Origin of the sequence: Cognaticolwellia mytili (genome assembly GCF_002104475.1) — a bacterium.
Taxonomy (GTDB): domain Bacteria; phylum Pseudomonadota; class Gammaproteobacteria; order Enterobacterales; family Alteromonadaceae; genus Cognaticolwellia; species Cognaticolwellia mytili.
This window is the reverse complement of sequence record NZ_NBOF01000001.1, coordinates 703,069-717,105: the sequence shown is the minus strand read 5'-3', so window position 1 is coordinate 717,105 and position 14,037 is coordinate 703,069. Positions and strand designations below refer to the sequence as shown.

General features: G+C 38.3%; 15 protein-coding genes. 6 read left to right on the top strand and 9 right to left on the bottom strand.

All coding sequences use genetic code 11. The features are described from left to right. The first annotated feature begins 58 nt into the window (after positions 1–58). The 5 genes from mnmA to B7C41_RS03000 all read left to right on the top strand — a co-directional run bounded on the left by mnmA (position 59) and on the right by B7C41_RS03000 (position 4,951). Positions 59–1,204 (top strand): tRNA 2-thiouridine(34) synthase MnmA, encoded by a 1,146-nt coding sequence (gene mnmA, locus B7C41_RS03020; RefSeq protein WP_085297303.1) that lies wholly within the window; start codon positions 59–61, stop codon positions 1,202–1,204. Positions 1,205–1,216: 12 nt separating this feature from the next. Continuing rightward, a complete protein-coding gene (hflD, locus tag B7C41_RS03015; protein ID WP_085297302.1) occupies positions 1,217–1,840 on the top strand; it encodes a high frequency lysogenization protein HflD in 624 nt (207 codons plus the stop codon). Between the two features lie 21 nt (positions 1,841–1,861). Continuing rightward, complete coding sequence (gene purB / locus B7C41_RS03010) at positions 1,862–3,232, top strand: adenylosuccinate lyase (protein WP_085297300.1); 1,371 nt, start codon at positions 1,862–1,864, stop codon at positions 3,230–3,232. A 105-nt stretch (positions 3,233–3,337) separates the two neighbouring features. After that, complete coding sequence (locus tag B7C41_RS03005; protein ID WP_085297299.1) at positions 3,338–4,483, top strand: cupin domain-containing protein; 1,146 nt, start codon at positions 3,338–3,340, stop codon at positions 4,481–4,483. A 6-nt stretch (positions 4,484–4,489) separates the two neighbouring features. Beyond that, on the top strand, positions 4,490–4,951 hold the full coding sequence (locus B7C41_RS03000) for a GNAT family N-acetyltransferase (protein ID WP_085297297.1): 462 nt from the start codon (positions 4,490–4,492) through the stop codon (positions 4,949–4,951). Between the two features lie 28 nt (positions 4,952–4,979). On the opposite strand, the gene B7C41_RS02995 is transcribed toward B7C41_RS03000, so the two are convergent. Then, a complete protein-coding gene (locus B7C41_RS02995) occupies positions 4,980–5,381 on the bottom strand; it encodes a DUF4826 family protein (protein WP_235839584.1) in 402 nt (133 codons plus the stop codon). 206 nt (positions 5,382–5,587) lie between these two features. Between B7C41_RS02995 and B7C41_RS02990 the strand changes: the two genes are divergently transcribed. Beyond that, positions 5,588–6,640 (top strand): Leu/Phe/Val dehydrogenase, encoded by a 1,053-nt coding sequence (locus B7C41_RS02990; RefSeq protein WP_085297294.1) that lies wholly within the window; start codon positions 5,588–5,590, stop codon positions 6,638–6,640. 409 nt (positions 6,641–7,049) lie between these two features. Here the strand turns inward: B7C41_RS02990 and B7C41_RS02985 are convergent, their stop codons facing one another. The 8 genes from B7C41_RS02985 to aroA all read right to left on the bottom strand — a co-directional run bounded on the left by B7C41_RS02985 (position 7,050) and on the right by aroA (position 14,037). Continuing rightward, on the bottom strand, positions 7,050–7,352 hold the full coding sequence (locus tag B7C41_RS02985; protein ID WP_085297292.1) for a ComEA family DNA-binding protein: 303 nt from the start codon (positions 7,350–7,352) through the stop codon (positions 7,050–7,052). Between the two features lie 145 nt (positions 7,353–7,497). Next, complete coding sequence (gene pyrF / locus B7C41_RS02980) at positions 7,498–8,193, bottom strand: orotidine-5'-phosphate decarboxylase (protein WP_085297289.1); 696 nt, start codon at positions 8,191–8,193, stop codon at positions 7,498–7,500. A 125-nt stretch (positions 8,194–8,318) separates the two neighbouring features. Beyond that, positions 8,319–9,488 carry a lipopolysaccharide assembly protein LapB gene (gene lapB, locus B7C41_RS02975; RefSeq protein WP_085297287.1) on the bottom strand — a complete coding sequence of 390 codons (1,170 nt, stop codon included), beginning with the start codon at positions 9,486–9,488 and terminating at the stop codon, positions 8,319–8,321. 1 nt (position 9,489) lies between these two features. Further along, complete coding sequence (locus tag B7C41_RS02970; protein ID WP_085297285.1) at positions 9,490–9,741, bottom strand: lipopolysaccharide assembly protein LapA domain-containing protein; 252 nt, start codon at positions 9,739–9,741, stop codon at positions 9,490–9,492. Between the two features lie 70 nt (positions 9,742–9,811). Beyond that, positions 9,812–10,099 (bottom strand): integration host factor subunit beta, encoded by a 288-nt coding sequence (gene ihfB / locus B7C41_RS02965; protein WP_085297283.1) that lies wholly within the window; start codon positions 10,097–10,099, stop codon positions 9,812–9,814. Between the two features lie 97 nt (positions 10,100–10,196). Continuing rightward, complete coding sequence (rpsA, locus tag B7C41_RS02960) at positions 10,197–11,867, bottom strand: 30S ribosomal protein S1 (protein ID WP_085297281.1); 1,671 nt, start codon at positions 11,865–11,867, stop codon at positions 10,197–10,199. A gap of 122 nt (positions 11,868–11,989) precedes the next feature. Further along, positions 11,990–12,670, bottom strand: a complete 681-nt coding sequence (gene cmk / locus B7C41_RS02955) for a (d)CMP kinase (protein ID WP_085297279.1) — start codon at positions 12,668–12,670, stop codon at positions 11,990–11,992. Positions 12,671–12,756: 86 nt separating this feature from the next. Next, on the bottom strand, positions 12,757–14,037 hold the full coding sequence (aroA, locus tag B7C41_RS02950; protein ID WP_085297277.1) for a 3-phosphoshikimate 1-carboxyvinyltransferase: 1,281 nt from the start codon (positions 14,035–14,037) through the stop codon (positions 12,757–12,759).

Below are 14,037 nucleotides of genomic sequence, written 5' to 3'. Positions count from 1 at the left end.
ATCGTGATAATTGACCGTGCTATAATTTCGCGCCATTTTCCATTGTAATGTAGTTGTAATGACCTCTAACAAACATGTAAATATTAACTCAACAGAGCCTAACGAAAAATTGCCACAAGATACGAAAGTTATTGTTGGTATGTCGGGAGGTGTTGATTCATCCGTTTCTGCTTATTTATTACTAGAACAAGGCTATCAGGTTGAAGGCTTGTTCATGAAAAACTGGGAAGAAGATGACAACGATGAGTATTGTGCAGCGGCAGAAGATTTAGCCGATGCGCAAAGTGTTTGTGAAAAATTAGGCATAAAACTACATACTATAAATTTTGCTACTGAGTATTGGGATAATGTTTTTGAGTATTTCCTTGCTGAATACAAAGCAGGTAGAACACCTAATCCTGATATTATGTGCAACAAAGAAATTAAGTTTAAAGCTTTCTTAGAATTTGCTTGTGAAGACTTAGAGGCTGATTACATTGCTACAGGTCATTACGTACAACGCAGATTCAGTGATGATAAATGGCAAATGATCCGCGGTTTAGATAGCAACAAAGATCAAAGCTACTTTCTATATACTTTAAGCCATGAGCAAGTTGGCAGAACCTTATTTCCCGTTGGTCACATTGAAAAGCCAGAGGTTCGTGCTATTGCTGAAAAAGCTAATCTCATCACGCATAATAAAAAAGACAGCACAGGCATCTGTTTTATTGGCGAACGTAAGTTTAAAGACTTTCTTGGTAAATATTTACCAGCGCAACCTGGCGTTATCGAAACAGCCGAAGGTGAAGCGATTGGTGAACACGATGGCTTGATGTACCACACATTAGGACAACGTAAAGGCTTACGTATTGGCGGCTTAGCTAATGCTGGTGAAGAGCCTTGGTACGTAGTTGAAAAAGATTTAATTCGTAATGTGTTAATTGTTGGTCAAGGTCATAATCACCCTCGCCTATTTTCTAAGGGCTTAATTGCAAATCAATTGCACTTAGTTGACCGATTAGACGTTACCACGCCAATTACTTGTACGGTGAAAACACGCTATCGCCAAGAAGATGTTGCTTGTAATTTATCACCGATGGCTAATGGTGAATACTTAGTGATGTTTACTGAGCCGCAAAGTTCAGTAACACCTGGGCAATCAGTGGTTTTTTATCAAGATGAAGTTTGCCTCGGTGGCGGCATCATCAACTCTCTTATTCGGTAGCTTAAGAAATTCATGAATAGTATTGAAAAACAAACAATAACGATGGCAGCAATTTGCCAAGTTGCAGCATTAGTGCAAAAAATTGCTCGTAACGGTAGCGGTGTCGATAGTGAGCTACAGGTCATGCTAGAAAGCATTGTTGTCACTTCGCCAGATAATACCTTAGAAGTTTATGGTAACGACATCGCCAACCTTAAAATGGGTTTAAACGCACTCGTTGAACAACTAGGTAACCAAACTAAACAAAAAGATCCAGAGCTAACTCGCTACGTTGTCAGTTTACTGGGTTTAGAGCGACGCCTTGCTAACAAGCGAAACCAGCTTTCTTTGCTTGGTGAACGCATTGAGCAATGTCAGCGACAGCTGGCTCATTACGATATTACTAGCGATACCCTTATTGCTAGTTTAGCAAGCATTTATAGTGATTTACTCAGCCCTATTGGCACGCCGATACAAGTTGCGGGGGAACCAGAGCGACTTAAACAAACGAATAACCAGCATAAAATTAGAGCCCTATTACTTGCCGGTATTCGCTCAAGCGTGTTGTGGCGTCAAGTCGGTGGTAAACGAAGAAATATTTTATTTGGTCGCAGCAAAATGGTTGCTTGCGCCCAACAACTACTTAAACGAATTTAATAATAACTTCAGGAATATACTATGGAACTTTCAGCATTAAGTGCAATATCACCGGTTGACGGTCGTTATGGCAGTAAAGTTAAAGCATTACGCCCTATTTTTAGTGAGTTTGGCTTAATTAAATACCGTGTCACAGTTGAAGTACGTTGGTTACAAAAATTAGCAGCCACTGCCGAGATTAATGAAGTTCCAGCATTTTCTGCTCAAGCAAATGCACTATTAGACGCTATTGTTGCTGATTTTTCTGAAGCCGAAGCACAGAAAATCAAAGATATTGAAGCAACAACTAACCATGATGTAAAAGCGGTTGAATACTTCCTGAAAGAAAAAATTGCAGATAATGCAGAATTAAACGCCATTACTGAATTTATTCACTTTGCTTGTACCTCAGAAGACATTAACAACCTTTCACACGGTTTAATGCTTGCAGAATGTCGTGAAGAGGTTTTACTTCCTATGATCGATGACATTCTTGCTGATATCAAAACGCTAGCCGTTGAATATAAAAATATTCCAATGATGTGTCGTACTCATGGCCAACCCGCTTCTCCAAGTACACTTGGTAAAGAAATGGCTAATGTTTACATTCGTTTAAAACGTCAACGTCAGCAAATTGCACAAGTTGAAATGTTAGGTAAAATTAATGGTGCTGTTGGTAACTACAACGCTCATCTATCTGCATACCCTGAAGTCGATTGGCATGGTTTTGCTAACGAATTTGTTAACTCTTTAGGCTTAACTTTTAATGCATTTACTACGCAAATTGAACCGCATGACTATATTGCTGAACTTTTTGATGCTATCGCACGCTTCAATACCATCCTTATCGATTTTGATCGTGATGTTTGGGGCTATATTGCACTAGGTCATTTTAAACAAAAAACTATTGCTGGCGAAATTGGCTCTTCAACAATGCCACATAAAGTTAACCCAATTGACTTTGAAAACTCTGAAGGTAACCTAGGCATTGCTAATGCCTTATTTACTCATTTAGCACAGAAACTACCTATTTCTCGCTGGCAGCGTGACCTTACCGATTCTACGGTTTTACGTAATTTAGGTGTAGGTTTTGCACATGCGTTAATTGCTTATCAAGCAACACGCAAAGGTATTAGTAAACTACAAGTGAACGAAGAAAACTTACTCGCTGAATTAAATTCAAACTGGGAAGTGCTTGCAGAGCCTATTCAAACAGTTATGCGCCGTTACGGCATCGAAAAGCCATACGAGAAATTGAAAGACTTAACGCGTGGTAAACGTGTAGATGGTGATTCAATGCGTGAATTTATCATGAACTTAGATTTACCAGATGCAGCTAAAGCGCAGCTTTGTGAAATGACACCAGCATCTTACATTGGTCGTGCAGTTTCATTTATTAATGAACTAGACTAACAACACACCAACTGTGTAACAAAAAGGGAACCGTAATGGCTCCCTTTTTTATTTAGCACTATCATAACAAACAATTTTAAACGCTTTATCTTGCAAGGCCAAAATATGAACATTGAATCATTACATTGGGGTGAATTAAGCCCGGAAACTTTTCTCGCAGAATATTGGCAGAAGAAGCCACTACTCATCAAACAAGCCTTCAAAAATTTTCAAGACACTATTCCTGCAGACGAGTTAGCCGGTTTAGCGATGGAAGGTGAAATAGAATCGAGAATTGTCAGTAATGATGGCAATAATAATTGGCAAGTCGATCACGGGCCTTTTACAGACTTTGCTCAATATGGCGAAGCAAACTGGACTTTATTAGTACAAGCGGTAAATAACTGGTCACGCCCAACTAACGCCTTGCTGGCACCATTCTCTTTTATTCCGCGCTGGCGCATTGACGATGTTATGGTGAGCTTTTCAACGCCTAATGGCGGTGTTGGTGCGCATTTAGATCAATACGATGTATTTATTATTCAAGGCAGTGGTAAAAGAAGATGGCAAGTCGGCGCACCTAACAGCGAGTTAATAACTCTACTGCCGCACCCAGATCTTAAACAAGTGTCAGCATTTGAGCCGTTAATTGATGAAGTGACAGAAGCCGGCGATTTACTCTATATTCCACCAAACCATCCGCATAACGGCGTATCAATAGAAAATTCGGTTAACTTCTCTATTGGTTTTCAGGCACCGTCAAGTCAAGAGTTATGGTCGAGTTTTGCGGATAAACTAATAGATAACAATTTAGGTGAGCAACGTTTTAGTGATTCAACACGTAAAACTACCACTACGAGTACCTTGATCAGCAAAGACGATCAACAACAACTAAAAGCTTTTATGTTAGAGCAGCTTGAAAATACAGAGATGTTTGAACAGTTTATTGGCCAGTACCTAACGCAAAGTCATCATGCGCTAGAATTATTAATGCCCGTAAATGATATTGATGAAGAAAAGCTTATTGATATTCTATCAGAGCCAGAGATCCGTTTCATGCCAGTATCTGGCTTAAAAGCGGCTATTACACAAACAACACTCTTCTTAAATGGCGATAGTTTTCCTATAACTGCGAAAATCTTACCTTTAGCTGAATTATTGGCGCAGCAAACGCCTTTGACCACTGAGCAAGTAAAAAGTTTCAATACAAGTTTGAAAAATAGTCAGTTGTTAACTAGTGTTTTAAATAAGGGTTATTGGTATATAGAATAGAGAGCAATGTCATACACAGTGAGCAGAGTACAATGGGAGCAAGCAGCTCCCTTATTAAAAAACGTAAGAGAACAAGTTTTTGTCTGTGAATGGCGTATTCCAAAAAACGTCGAATTTGATCAAAAAGACCGTTACGCTTTTCATGTCCTCGCTTGTAAAGATATAAGTCAAGAGCCTATCGGTACTGGACGCATTCTATCAACGGGCGAAATTAGCCGTGTTGCAGTATTAAAGTCGTGCCGTAAAGACGAAGTTGATAAAGTGATTTTACAAGCGCTTTTTACTATAGCAAGAGAGATGAGTCTAAAAGAAATATTTATTTATAGCCCTTTAGACTCGATAGCTTATTTTAGAAAATTTAATTTTAATACCGCCGGAGCAGTATTTATGGAAGCTGGCTTGCCAAAACAAAAAATGATTTGCCCACTCGATAATGCAAGCCTCGCTAAGTACTACTTAAGCCACTAAATAATCCTTAACTTCTGCATTTTATCGCCTAAACCCAAAGCTCATCTTTGCTATAAAGCTCGTAAAGTCCCTCTGCTCTGCCAATCAAGAACTTTCCATAATTTACTTGCTCTTGATTATCACTCGCTAATAGGCCATCTGCTTGTACCTGCCATTTAAAAGAAAAGTGCCTTAACACATCGCGAGCAGGTTCATTTTCCGCTAATGCTAAATGATCAGTAGGTAAATCTCCGGTGATAACCCATACTTTGGTTTTATCAAGTAAATTTATTTTCCAAACAGCCATAGTAGGCACTAAATAACGACTTTCAGTGTCAGCAACACTTTCAGTTACTAAACCTTTTTCAGCAAGATATTTAGTGGCTTTCATATACTGTTCTCTTGTCCACTTTTGGAGTTCTTCTTGCGTCATGACTTTTTTGTTTTTCATTTTTATTATCTTTTTTGTTAATTATATTAATGGGATGTTAACTTTGGAAAGCTGTATGAATTAATTCACAGTATATTTCAAATTTATTTATGGCTGCACTGGCGAACCACCTCCCTAGATGGTATTGTGCCGAGCAAATTATTACAACCTCTGTTCAATAAAAATTTTACATTGGACAGTTTCTATCATCATTGGAGATTACGATAGTGGCCGTTTTTGATTTAGTTGATTTTGATAACCATGAGCAAGTCGTTTATTGCAGCGACAGCGCATCAGGATTGAAAGCAATCATTGCAGTGCATAGCACAGCGTTAGGACCAGCAGCTGGCGGTTGTCGCTTTTGGGATTACGCAAGCGACGAAGCAGCATTGAAAGACGTTTTACGTTTATCTAAAGGCATGACCTACAAAAATGCGATGGCTGGTTTGAAATTAGGCGGCGGTAAAGGTGTCATTATTGGTGACCCTAAAAACTTAAAGTCAGACAGCTTATTCAAGGCGTTTGGTACTGCTGTGAATAACTTAAATGGTCGTTATTATACTGCTGAAGATGTTAATATCACTACAGGTGATATGGCAATGGTAAACCAAAATACAGAGTTTGTTTCTGGCCTTGAAGGAAAAAGTGGCAATCCAGGTCCATTTACCGCTTTAGGTACGTTTTTGGGCATTAAAGCCGCTGTCAAATTTAAGCTAGGTAAGGATGACTTAACTGGTATTAAAGTAGCAGTGCAAGGCCTTGGTAGCGTTGGTTATTCTCTTTGTGAAAAGTTACATAACGCCGGTGCTGAATTGGTTGTTACTGACATCAATCAGGTAGCGCTAGATAAAGCGGCATCAGAGTTAAATGCTACTGTTGTTGGCTTAGATGAAATATATAATCAAGATGTCGATGTATTCTCTCCGTGTGCACTTGGTGCCTCTATTGATGACAATAGTATTGCTCAACTAAAAGCAGTAATTATTGCTGGTTGTGCAAACAATCAGTTAGCAGAAGCTCGCCATGATCAAGTATTACAGGAAAAAGGAATTTTATACGCACCTGATTATGTTATTAATGCTGGTGGTATTATTAATGTAGCATTAGAAATTTATCCTGAACCATACTGTGCTGATAGCGCTACAAAGCTAGTTGAAAAAATTTATCATACTTTAATGAATATTTTTGAAACTGCCGTAGATAAAAATATGCCAACGGGTTTTATTTCAGATCAAATGGCACGTGATATTATTACGAACGGTCACATTCACAATAGCTAAGTAGGGTATAGATTATCTAGATACTGAATAAATAAAAAACCATATAAAAATCCCCCTATCTATTGAAAGTGCTATCTTTTATATGGTTGCTATGAGTAAAAATGAATCTAAGATCATGAGAAATTCAAAAACAGAGATATTAATTAAAGTTCGTGTCCTAATATTACAACTGAAATACCATTGTGTCAGACACAAATTTCCAATTCAGTAATATCACATTCCCATATTTCTGGGAGCGACCGTACATTTTAACCAAGACGCGGTTAAATTAGTGTGATTGGTCACGTGGAATAAGCATATTACTCAGGTGATTCAATCATGATTGTTTAAAATTTTAGTCAAAAAAAGCCAGTCAAATGACTGGCTTTTTTACACCTAAGCTTCTACAACTAAATTTTTCGATAAAGTCTTATAGCTTAATTTTTTCCCTATTCTGTTTTAGCATCTTTTCACCTATACCTTTAACATTAAGCAAATCATCAACGGAGTTAAATTCACCATGTAACTCACGATAAGCGATAATTGCCTGAGCTTTTTTTTCTCCAATACCTTTTAATAAAATTAAGCTTTCAATGTCAGCGTTATTTATATTAACAATTTGTGTTTCTAGAGGAGAAATGACGTCTGGCGTTTCGTTTAATGCTACAGCACGAAGCGGTAATGACATTAGAGTAAATAAGATGATGAGAAAATAACAAATATGCTTTTTCATTTTACCTTCCTTCTAATAATTAATATCCATATAAGTGAACTATCATTGATAATAATTCACTCTATTAGGTTTAGAAGTTTTACTTTTATTTGTCAAACAAACACAATAAAAAGCGATTTATTTGACAAATAATTTTAGCAAAAAATTAACTTATTGATTGGTTAATTTCTTGCAGTACAATATGAGGGCTTTCTGCTTTCGTTATAGGGCGACCAATTACAAGATAATCAACACCGACATCAACAGCTTCACGCGGTGTCATAATACGCTTTTGATCATCGGCATTAGTACCTACAGGACGTATGCCAGGCGTGACAAGGTTAAAATCTTTCCCTAGCAACTGCTTTAAAGATTGTGCTTCCATTGCCGAACAAACTACACCGTCTAAACCAGCTTTTTTAGTCAACAGCGCTAAGTGTTGCACTTGTTCAGCGGGTGACTTAGTGATACCTAAGCCAATAAGATCGTCTTCACTCATACTGGTTAAAACGGTAACAGCAATCAATAATGGCGCTTTATCACCGTACGGTACTAAAGCTTCTTTGGCTTTTTCCATCATTTTAAGGCCACCCGAAGCGTGAACATTTACCATCCAAACGCCTAAGTCAGCAGCAGCTTTTACGGCCTTGGCAACTGTATTAGGAATATCATGGAATTTTAAATCGAGAAAAACATCAAAATCACGCTGAACTAATTCTTTCACAAATTCTGGGCCAAAGTGGGTGAACATTTCTTTGCCAACTTTTAATCGACACTCACTCGGTTGAATCTTATCTACAAAAGATAATGCCTCATCTTTGTTATCAAAATCTAAGGCGACTACAACTTTTGCATCTCTCATGCTGTTTTCCTTAATAGGTAAATATTTAAAATAATAATCTTTTGCGATATATGCGCTAAGTGCTTGATGATTACATGTGCCTTATATGATTAGAGCACATGCAAATTTTATTTTATAATGCAGGCTTATTCACCGTCTAAGCCACGCACAGGTTTAAGTTGTTCCCAGTCATGACAAGATGGACAAGACCAATAATGAGTACCTGAATTAAAACCACACGTTCTACAACTATAACGATGTTTAACGTTTAAGTAAGCTGAGACCAGTTCGCGAATCACTTCTAAATTCTCAGAAGTATTTTCGGATTCACTATCAGTCATTTGCATTTTAACAAAATGTTTAAAGCCACGGATTGTTGGTCGACGTTTCAAAGCTGTTAAAATAAAGGTCTTCGCGTGGCTAACCCCTTTAGCTTTCTCTACATGACTTAAATACTTAATCAGTGCACTAGTGCTGCCCGTTTCGTCATAAACTTTTCTGATAAACTTAAAAAATTCAGCTTCTGCATCAAGTGCTTTATAGCAAAGAAACATTTTTTCAATAACGTCAGGGAAAAATTCTTTATCCTGCTCATAAATAGCCTTATAACATTGGCAGGCTTCATTATATTGCTGATGATTTTCATAAATTTGTGCCATCAACCAATTTGCTCGTGATGAATTTTGATCATGACTTAGCGCCTGTTCCAACAGTTCTATCACTTCAATAAATTCATCTTTTTCTAACGCAAGAGAGGCAAGCTCACAATAGAAATTGGCTAAGCTGTGTAGCAGTTTTTTATCACGAGTTTTAACAATCGCCTTCTTTAACACTATGCCCTGTTGCCAATCTTTTGTGGATTGATAAATTTGCATTAAAGAGGTTAATGACTTCAAGCCATAGATTTTAGATTTAAGGAGTTTATGGAACATAGCTTCAGCACGGTCATACAAACCAGCACTGAGAAAATCTTTTGCAAGCTCAAATACTGCCTGCTGCTTTGCACTATTAGGTAAGTGCTTTTGGCGCACTAAATGCTCGTGTACTTTTAAAGCTCTATCGAGTTCGCCACGACGTCTAAAAAGGTTTGCCATGGCAAAATGTGCTTCTACGGTATCATCTTCTACTTTCAACGCTTCAAGTAAGTAGTCTATTGCTTTATCTTGTTGATTCGATAATAAGTAATTTAGACCTGTAGAATATTTAATGGATAGCTCTTGCGTAGCAGAGTGATCGTTTTGCTTAACGCTGTTGCGCCCCATAAACCAACCATAGCCCATGGCTACAGGTAACAATAAAAATAATAACCCTAGCATACTAAAATTTCTTCTCAGCAGTCGGTTGACTATTTTTTGTAGGCTTTATCATGCGTAGTAATTTCCAAAATAAAGAAAATAATAACCCCAGCACAAAGCCTATTGAGGTAAATATGCTCACTGCAGCCGCAACGGAAAGATTAGTTTTTGCAATCAAATAATTTAATGTCAGTACTTGATCATTTTGACTGCCGAAAATAAACGCAATGGCAAGTAAGATAAGAAAAAGGATAATAGTAATATAAAGGCGCATAGTGGTTCATCCAAAACAACACAAAAAAAAGGCATGCTGATAGCATGCCGTTTATTCACTAACTCTGCAATTACGCGATTGAAAGATTTACTCTTTCACGTAACTCTTTACCAGGTTTAAAATGCGGAACATACTTTCCGTCAAGTTCAACTGACTCGCCAGTTTTTGGGTTCCGTCCCACGCGTGGAGCACGATAATGCAACGAAAAGCTGCCAAAACCTCTAATTTCAATACGCTCACCTTTTGACAAAGTTTGCGCCATCATTTCAAGAATTTCTTTAATAGCTTCTTCAACATCTTTTGCAGATAAATGATTTAATTTCTCTGCTAATCTTTCAATGAGTTCTGATTTGGTCATTTGACCTCCAGTGTTCACTATAGCTTCGCGCCATCGGATTTTACATTTAAAGAAGAACCGCAGAAAGCAGTTCTTCTTCACTTGGTATTGCTATGAATTAAAGCTTAGCGTTTTTAAACGCTTCAGCCATTGCACTCAAACCAGAAGTATCTTCTGCTGGAGCTTGGTTCAATGTATCCATAGCTTCACGTTCGTCAGCTTGGTCTTTAGCTTTGATTGATAAGCTAATAGTGCGGTTCTTGCGATCTACACCAACAAACTTAGTTTCAACGCTATCGCCTACAGATAATTCAGTAGTCGCATCTTCGATACGCTCACGTGAAATATCAGCTACACGAAGGTAACCTTCAACGCTATCAGCTAATTCAATTTTAGCGCCTTTCGCGTCTACTTCAATAACCTTACCTGTAACAATAGCACCTTTTTTGTTATCTGCAAGGTATTGATTAAACGGATCATCTTCAGTTTGTTTAACACCTAAAGAGATACGCTCGCGCTCTGGGTCAACTTGTAATACAACAGCTGAGATTTCATCACCTTTCTTGTATTCACGAACAGCTTCTTCACCGCCAGCCCATGAAATATCAGATAAGTGAACAAGACCATCAATGCCGCCGTCAAGACCAATGAAGATACCGAAGTCAGTGATTGACTTGATCTTACCTGATACTTTATCACCTTTGTTGAAGTTCTTAGCAAACTCTTCCCAAGGGTTAGGGATACATTGTTTAAGGCCAAGAGAAATACGACGACGTTCTTCGTCAATTTCAAGAACCATAACTTCAACAGTGTCACCCAAGTTAACAACTTTAGATGGGTGGATGTTTTTGTTAGTCCAATCCATTTCAGAAACGTGAACAAGACCTTCAACGCCTTCTTGGATCTCAACGAAACAACCGTAGTCAGTTAAGTTAGTTACGCGACCAGAAAGTTTAGCACCTTCAGGGTAACGCTTAGCGATAGCAACCCATGGATCTTCGCCTAACTGCTTCATACCTAGAGATACACGAGTACGCTCACGATCGAATTTCAATACTTTAACTTGAATTTCATCACCAACATTTACGATTTCACTTGGGTGCTTAACACGTTTCCAAGCCATATCTGTGATGTGAAGTAGGCCGTCAATGCCGCCTAAGTCTACGAATGCACCGTAGTCAGTAAGGTTCTTAACGATACCTTTAACTTCAATGCCTTCAGCAAGAGAAGCTAATAGTTCATCACGTTCAACACTGCTTTCTGATTCGATAACAGCACGACGAGATACAACTACGTTATTACGCTTTTGATCAAGCTTAATAACTTTAAATTCTAAATCTTTACCTTCAAGGTGAGTAGTGTCACGGATAGGACGAACATCTACTAATGAACCAGGTAAGAAAGCACGGATATTGCTAACTTCAACTGTGAAACCACCTTTAACTTTACCGTTGATAACACCGATAATAGTTTCTTTTTCTTCATATGCTTTTTCAAGCACTTGCCATGCTTCATGACGTTTTGCTTTTTCACGAGAAAGAATAGTCTCACCGAAACCATCATCAGTCGCGTCTAACGCTACATCAATTTCATCACCAACACTTACTTCAACTTCACCAGTCGCGCTTTTAAACTGATCAATAGAAATAACTGATTCAGATTTTAAGCCAGCGTCAACTAATACGTTGTCTTTGTTTACGGCAACTACAGTCCCTTTAATGATTGAACCAGGGCGAGTTTCGATTGTTTTTAAACTTTCTTCAAAAAGTTCTGCAAAATTTTCAGTCATAATTTGTCTATGAGCTCAGAGTTAATCCAATCAACTTACATGTTTCATGGGGTTGTTAATAAGACCTAACGCATCCTTACTTTAGGTTATTTTTAAGCATTATTGCTTAGTTAATTTCAACTTTACATTAGTTTTTCATTACTAAATGAAAGGATTTTGCTGACCACTTCATCAATAGAAAGATCAGTAGAATCAATAACCAATGCTCCTTCTGCAGGGACAAGCGGCGCCACCTTACGGTTTTGATCTCGCTCATCTCTTTGACGTATGTCATCCAAAAGGCGCCCGATTTTAACATCAAAGCCCTTTTCTTTCAACTGATTAAATCTTCTTTGCGCTCTTTCTTCTGCGCTAGCGGTCAAAAATACTTTTACTGGTGCATCAATAAAGACAACAGTCCCCATGTCACGACCATCAGCCACTAAACCAGGAGTAACCTTAAAAGCACGTTGACGTCTTAATAACGCTTCACGAACGCGTGGAAAAGCCGCAACTTGAGACGCAAGTGCGCCAACTTCTTCAGTGCGAATGGCATTTGACACATCCTCACCTTCTAAAATGACTTTACCTTCACCTTCACTACAAATTTGAAACTGTACATCCAAATGCGCTGCAATAGGTAATAATGATTCTTCATCATCTACCGCTATATTATGGTGCTCAGCTGCTACAGCAAGCACACGGTAAATAGCGCCACTGTCGAGTAAGTGCCAGCCTAATTGTTCAGCTACTATACGCGCAACAGTTCCTTTACCCGCACCGCTTGGTCCATCAATCGTAATGACTGGAATGCTTTCCTGCATACATCTTTCCCCTAAAATCAAAAATCGGCGGCATTATACGGGATTTATCGTTCAAAATCGCGTAAAAAAATTATTCTGTAACAACTTTAACAAGAGACTTGCGATAGCTTCTCAAAATAATCAGGGAATGTTTTAGCCGTACACTTTGGATCATTAATAGTGACAGGTGTATCACTTAATGCGACAAGCGAGAAACACATGGCAACTCGATGATCATTATATGTATCAATTTCTGCATGATTCAAAGTCGCTGGCGGTGTTACCGAAATATAATCTTCACCTTCGATAACCGTTGCACCAACCTTTCTCAGCTCAGTTGCCATCGCCGTTAAGCGATCGGTTTCTTTTACTCGCCAATTGTAAATATTTCGAATAGTCGTTGTGCCTTGGGCAAACAAAGCTGTTGTTGCTATTGTCATCGCTGCATCTGGAATATGGTTCATATCCATATCTACCGCAGTAAGAGGCTTACCAATAACAGTTATAGATTCATCATGCCAAATAACTTTTGCACCCATTTTTTCAAGTACATCAGCAAAGTGCTTGTCGCCCTGAACGCTCAGCTTACCAACGCCGTGTACCGTGACTTTTCCGCCTTTTATCGCCCCTGCAGCTAAGAAATATGATGCAGAAGAAGCATCTCCTTCCACCATATACTTTTCGACAGCTTCGTAAGATTGGTTACCTTGAACATTAAATGATTGATAATCATTATTTTGCACCTTAACACCAAACCTTGCCATTATATCGAGTGTAATATCGATATATGGTTTAGAAACTAACTCACCGTTAATTTCGATATTGGTGTCTGTTTTCAGTAATGGAGATACCATCAAAATAGCGGTTAAGAATTGACTTGAAATAGAACCATCTATTTTTACTGTGCTTCCAGTTAGTGCCCTGCCGTTAATTTTAACTGGTGGGTAATCTTTATTTTCCAAATATTGAATATCAGCATTAAGCTGAGCTAGCGCATCCACTAAATGACCAATTGGTCTTTCTTTCATTCTTGGCTCGCCAGTTAAAACAAACTCGCCTTCACTAGCAGCAAGCGCCGCACATAAAGGACGCATTGCTGTACCAGCATTTCCTAGGTATAACTCTAACGTTTCGTTAGTACTAAAAAATCCGTTATTACCAACAACCGTACATTCCGTACCACAAGTACTTAAGCTATATTGAATGCCCAGACTTTTTAAGGCGTCTAGCATATGGTTAATATCGTCACTCACTAGCAAGTTAGTAATTTTAGTTTCACCATTAGCAAGTGCCGCGATTAACAACGCGCGATTAGATAAACTCTTTGAGCCTGGTAAAAATATTTCGCCATTAATTTTATCTATTGGGTTTAAAGTTAATTGTTCCAT

What these genes read in the sequence shown, in the direction of transcription:
- mnmA (WP_085297303.1), top strand. Translation starts at nt 59, where the DNA reads ATGACCTCTAACAAACATGTAAATATTAACTCAACAGAGCCTAACGAA.
- hflD (WP_085297302.1), top strand. Translation starts at nt 1,217, where the DNA reads ATGAATAGTATTGAAAAACAAACAATAACGATGGCAGCAATTTGCCAA.
- purB (WP_085297300.1), top strand. Translation starts at nt 1,862, where the DNA reads ATGGAACTTTCAGCATTAAGTGCAATATCACCGGTTGACGGTCGTTAT.
- B7C41_RS03005 (WP_085297299.1), top strand. Translation starts at nt 3,338, where the DNA reads ATGAACATTGAATCATTACATTGGGGTGAATTAAGCCCGGAAACTTTT.
- B7C41_RS03000 (WP_085297297.1), top strand. Translation starts at nt 4,490, where the DNA reads ATGTCATACACAGTGAGCAGAGTACAATGGGAGCAAGCAGCTCCCTTA.
- B7C41_RS02995 (WP_235839584.1), bottom strand. Translation starts at nt 5,381, where the DNA reads ATGAAAAACAAAAAAGTCATGACGCAAGAAGAACTCCAAAAGTGGACA.
- B7C41_RS02985 (WP_085297292.1), bottom strand. Translation starts at nt 7,352, where the DNA reads ATGAAAAAGCATATTTGTTATTTTCTCATCATCTTATTTACTCTAATG.
- pyrF (WP_085297289.1), bottom strand. Translation starts at nt 8,193, where the DNA reads ATGAGAGATGCAAAAGTTGTAGTCGCCTTAGATTTTGATAACAAAGAT.
- lapB (WP_085297287.1), bottom strand. Translation starts at nt 9,488, where the DNA reads ATGCTAGGGTTATTATTTTTATTGTTACCTGTAGCCATGGGCTATGGT.
- B7C41_RS02970 (WP_085297285.1), bottom strand. Translation starts at nt 9,741, where the DNA reads ATGCGCCTTTATATTACTATTATCCTTTTTCTTATCTTACTTGCCATT.
- ihfB (WP_085297283.1), bottom strand. Translation starts at nt 10,099, where the DNA reads ATGACCAAATCAGAACTCATTGAAAGATTAGCAGAGAAATTAAATCAT.
- rpsA (WP_085297281.1), bottom strand. Translation starts at nt 11,867, where the DNA reads ATGACTGAAAATTTTGCAGAACTTTTTGAAGAAAGTTTAAAAACAATC.
- cmk (WP_085297279.1), bottom strand. Translation starts at nt 12,670, where the DNA reads ATGCAGGAAAGCATTCCAGTCATTACGATTGATGGACCAAGCGGTGCG.
- aroA (WP_085297277.1), bottom strand. Translation starts at nt 14,037, where the DNA reads ATGGAACAATTAACTTTAAACCCAATAGATAAAATTAATGGCGAAATA.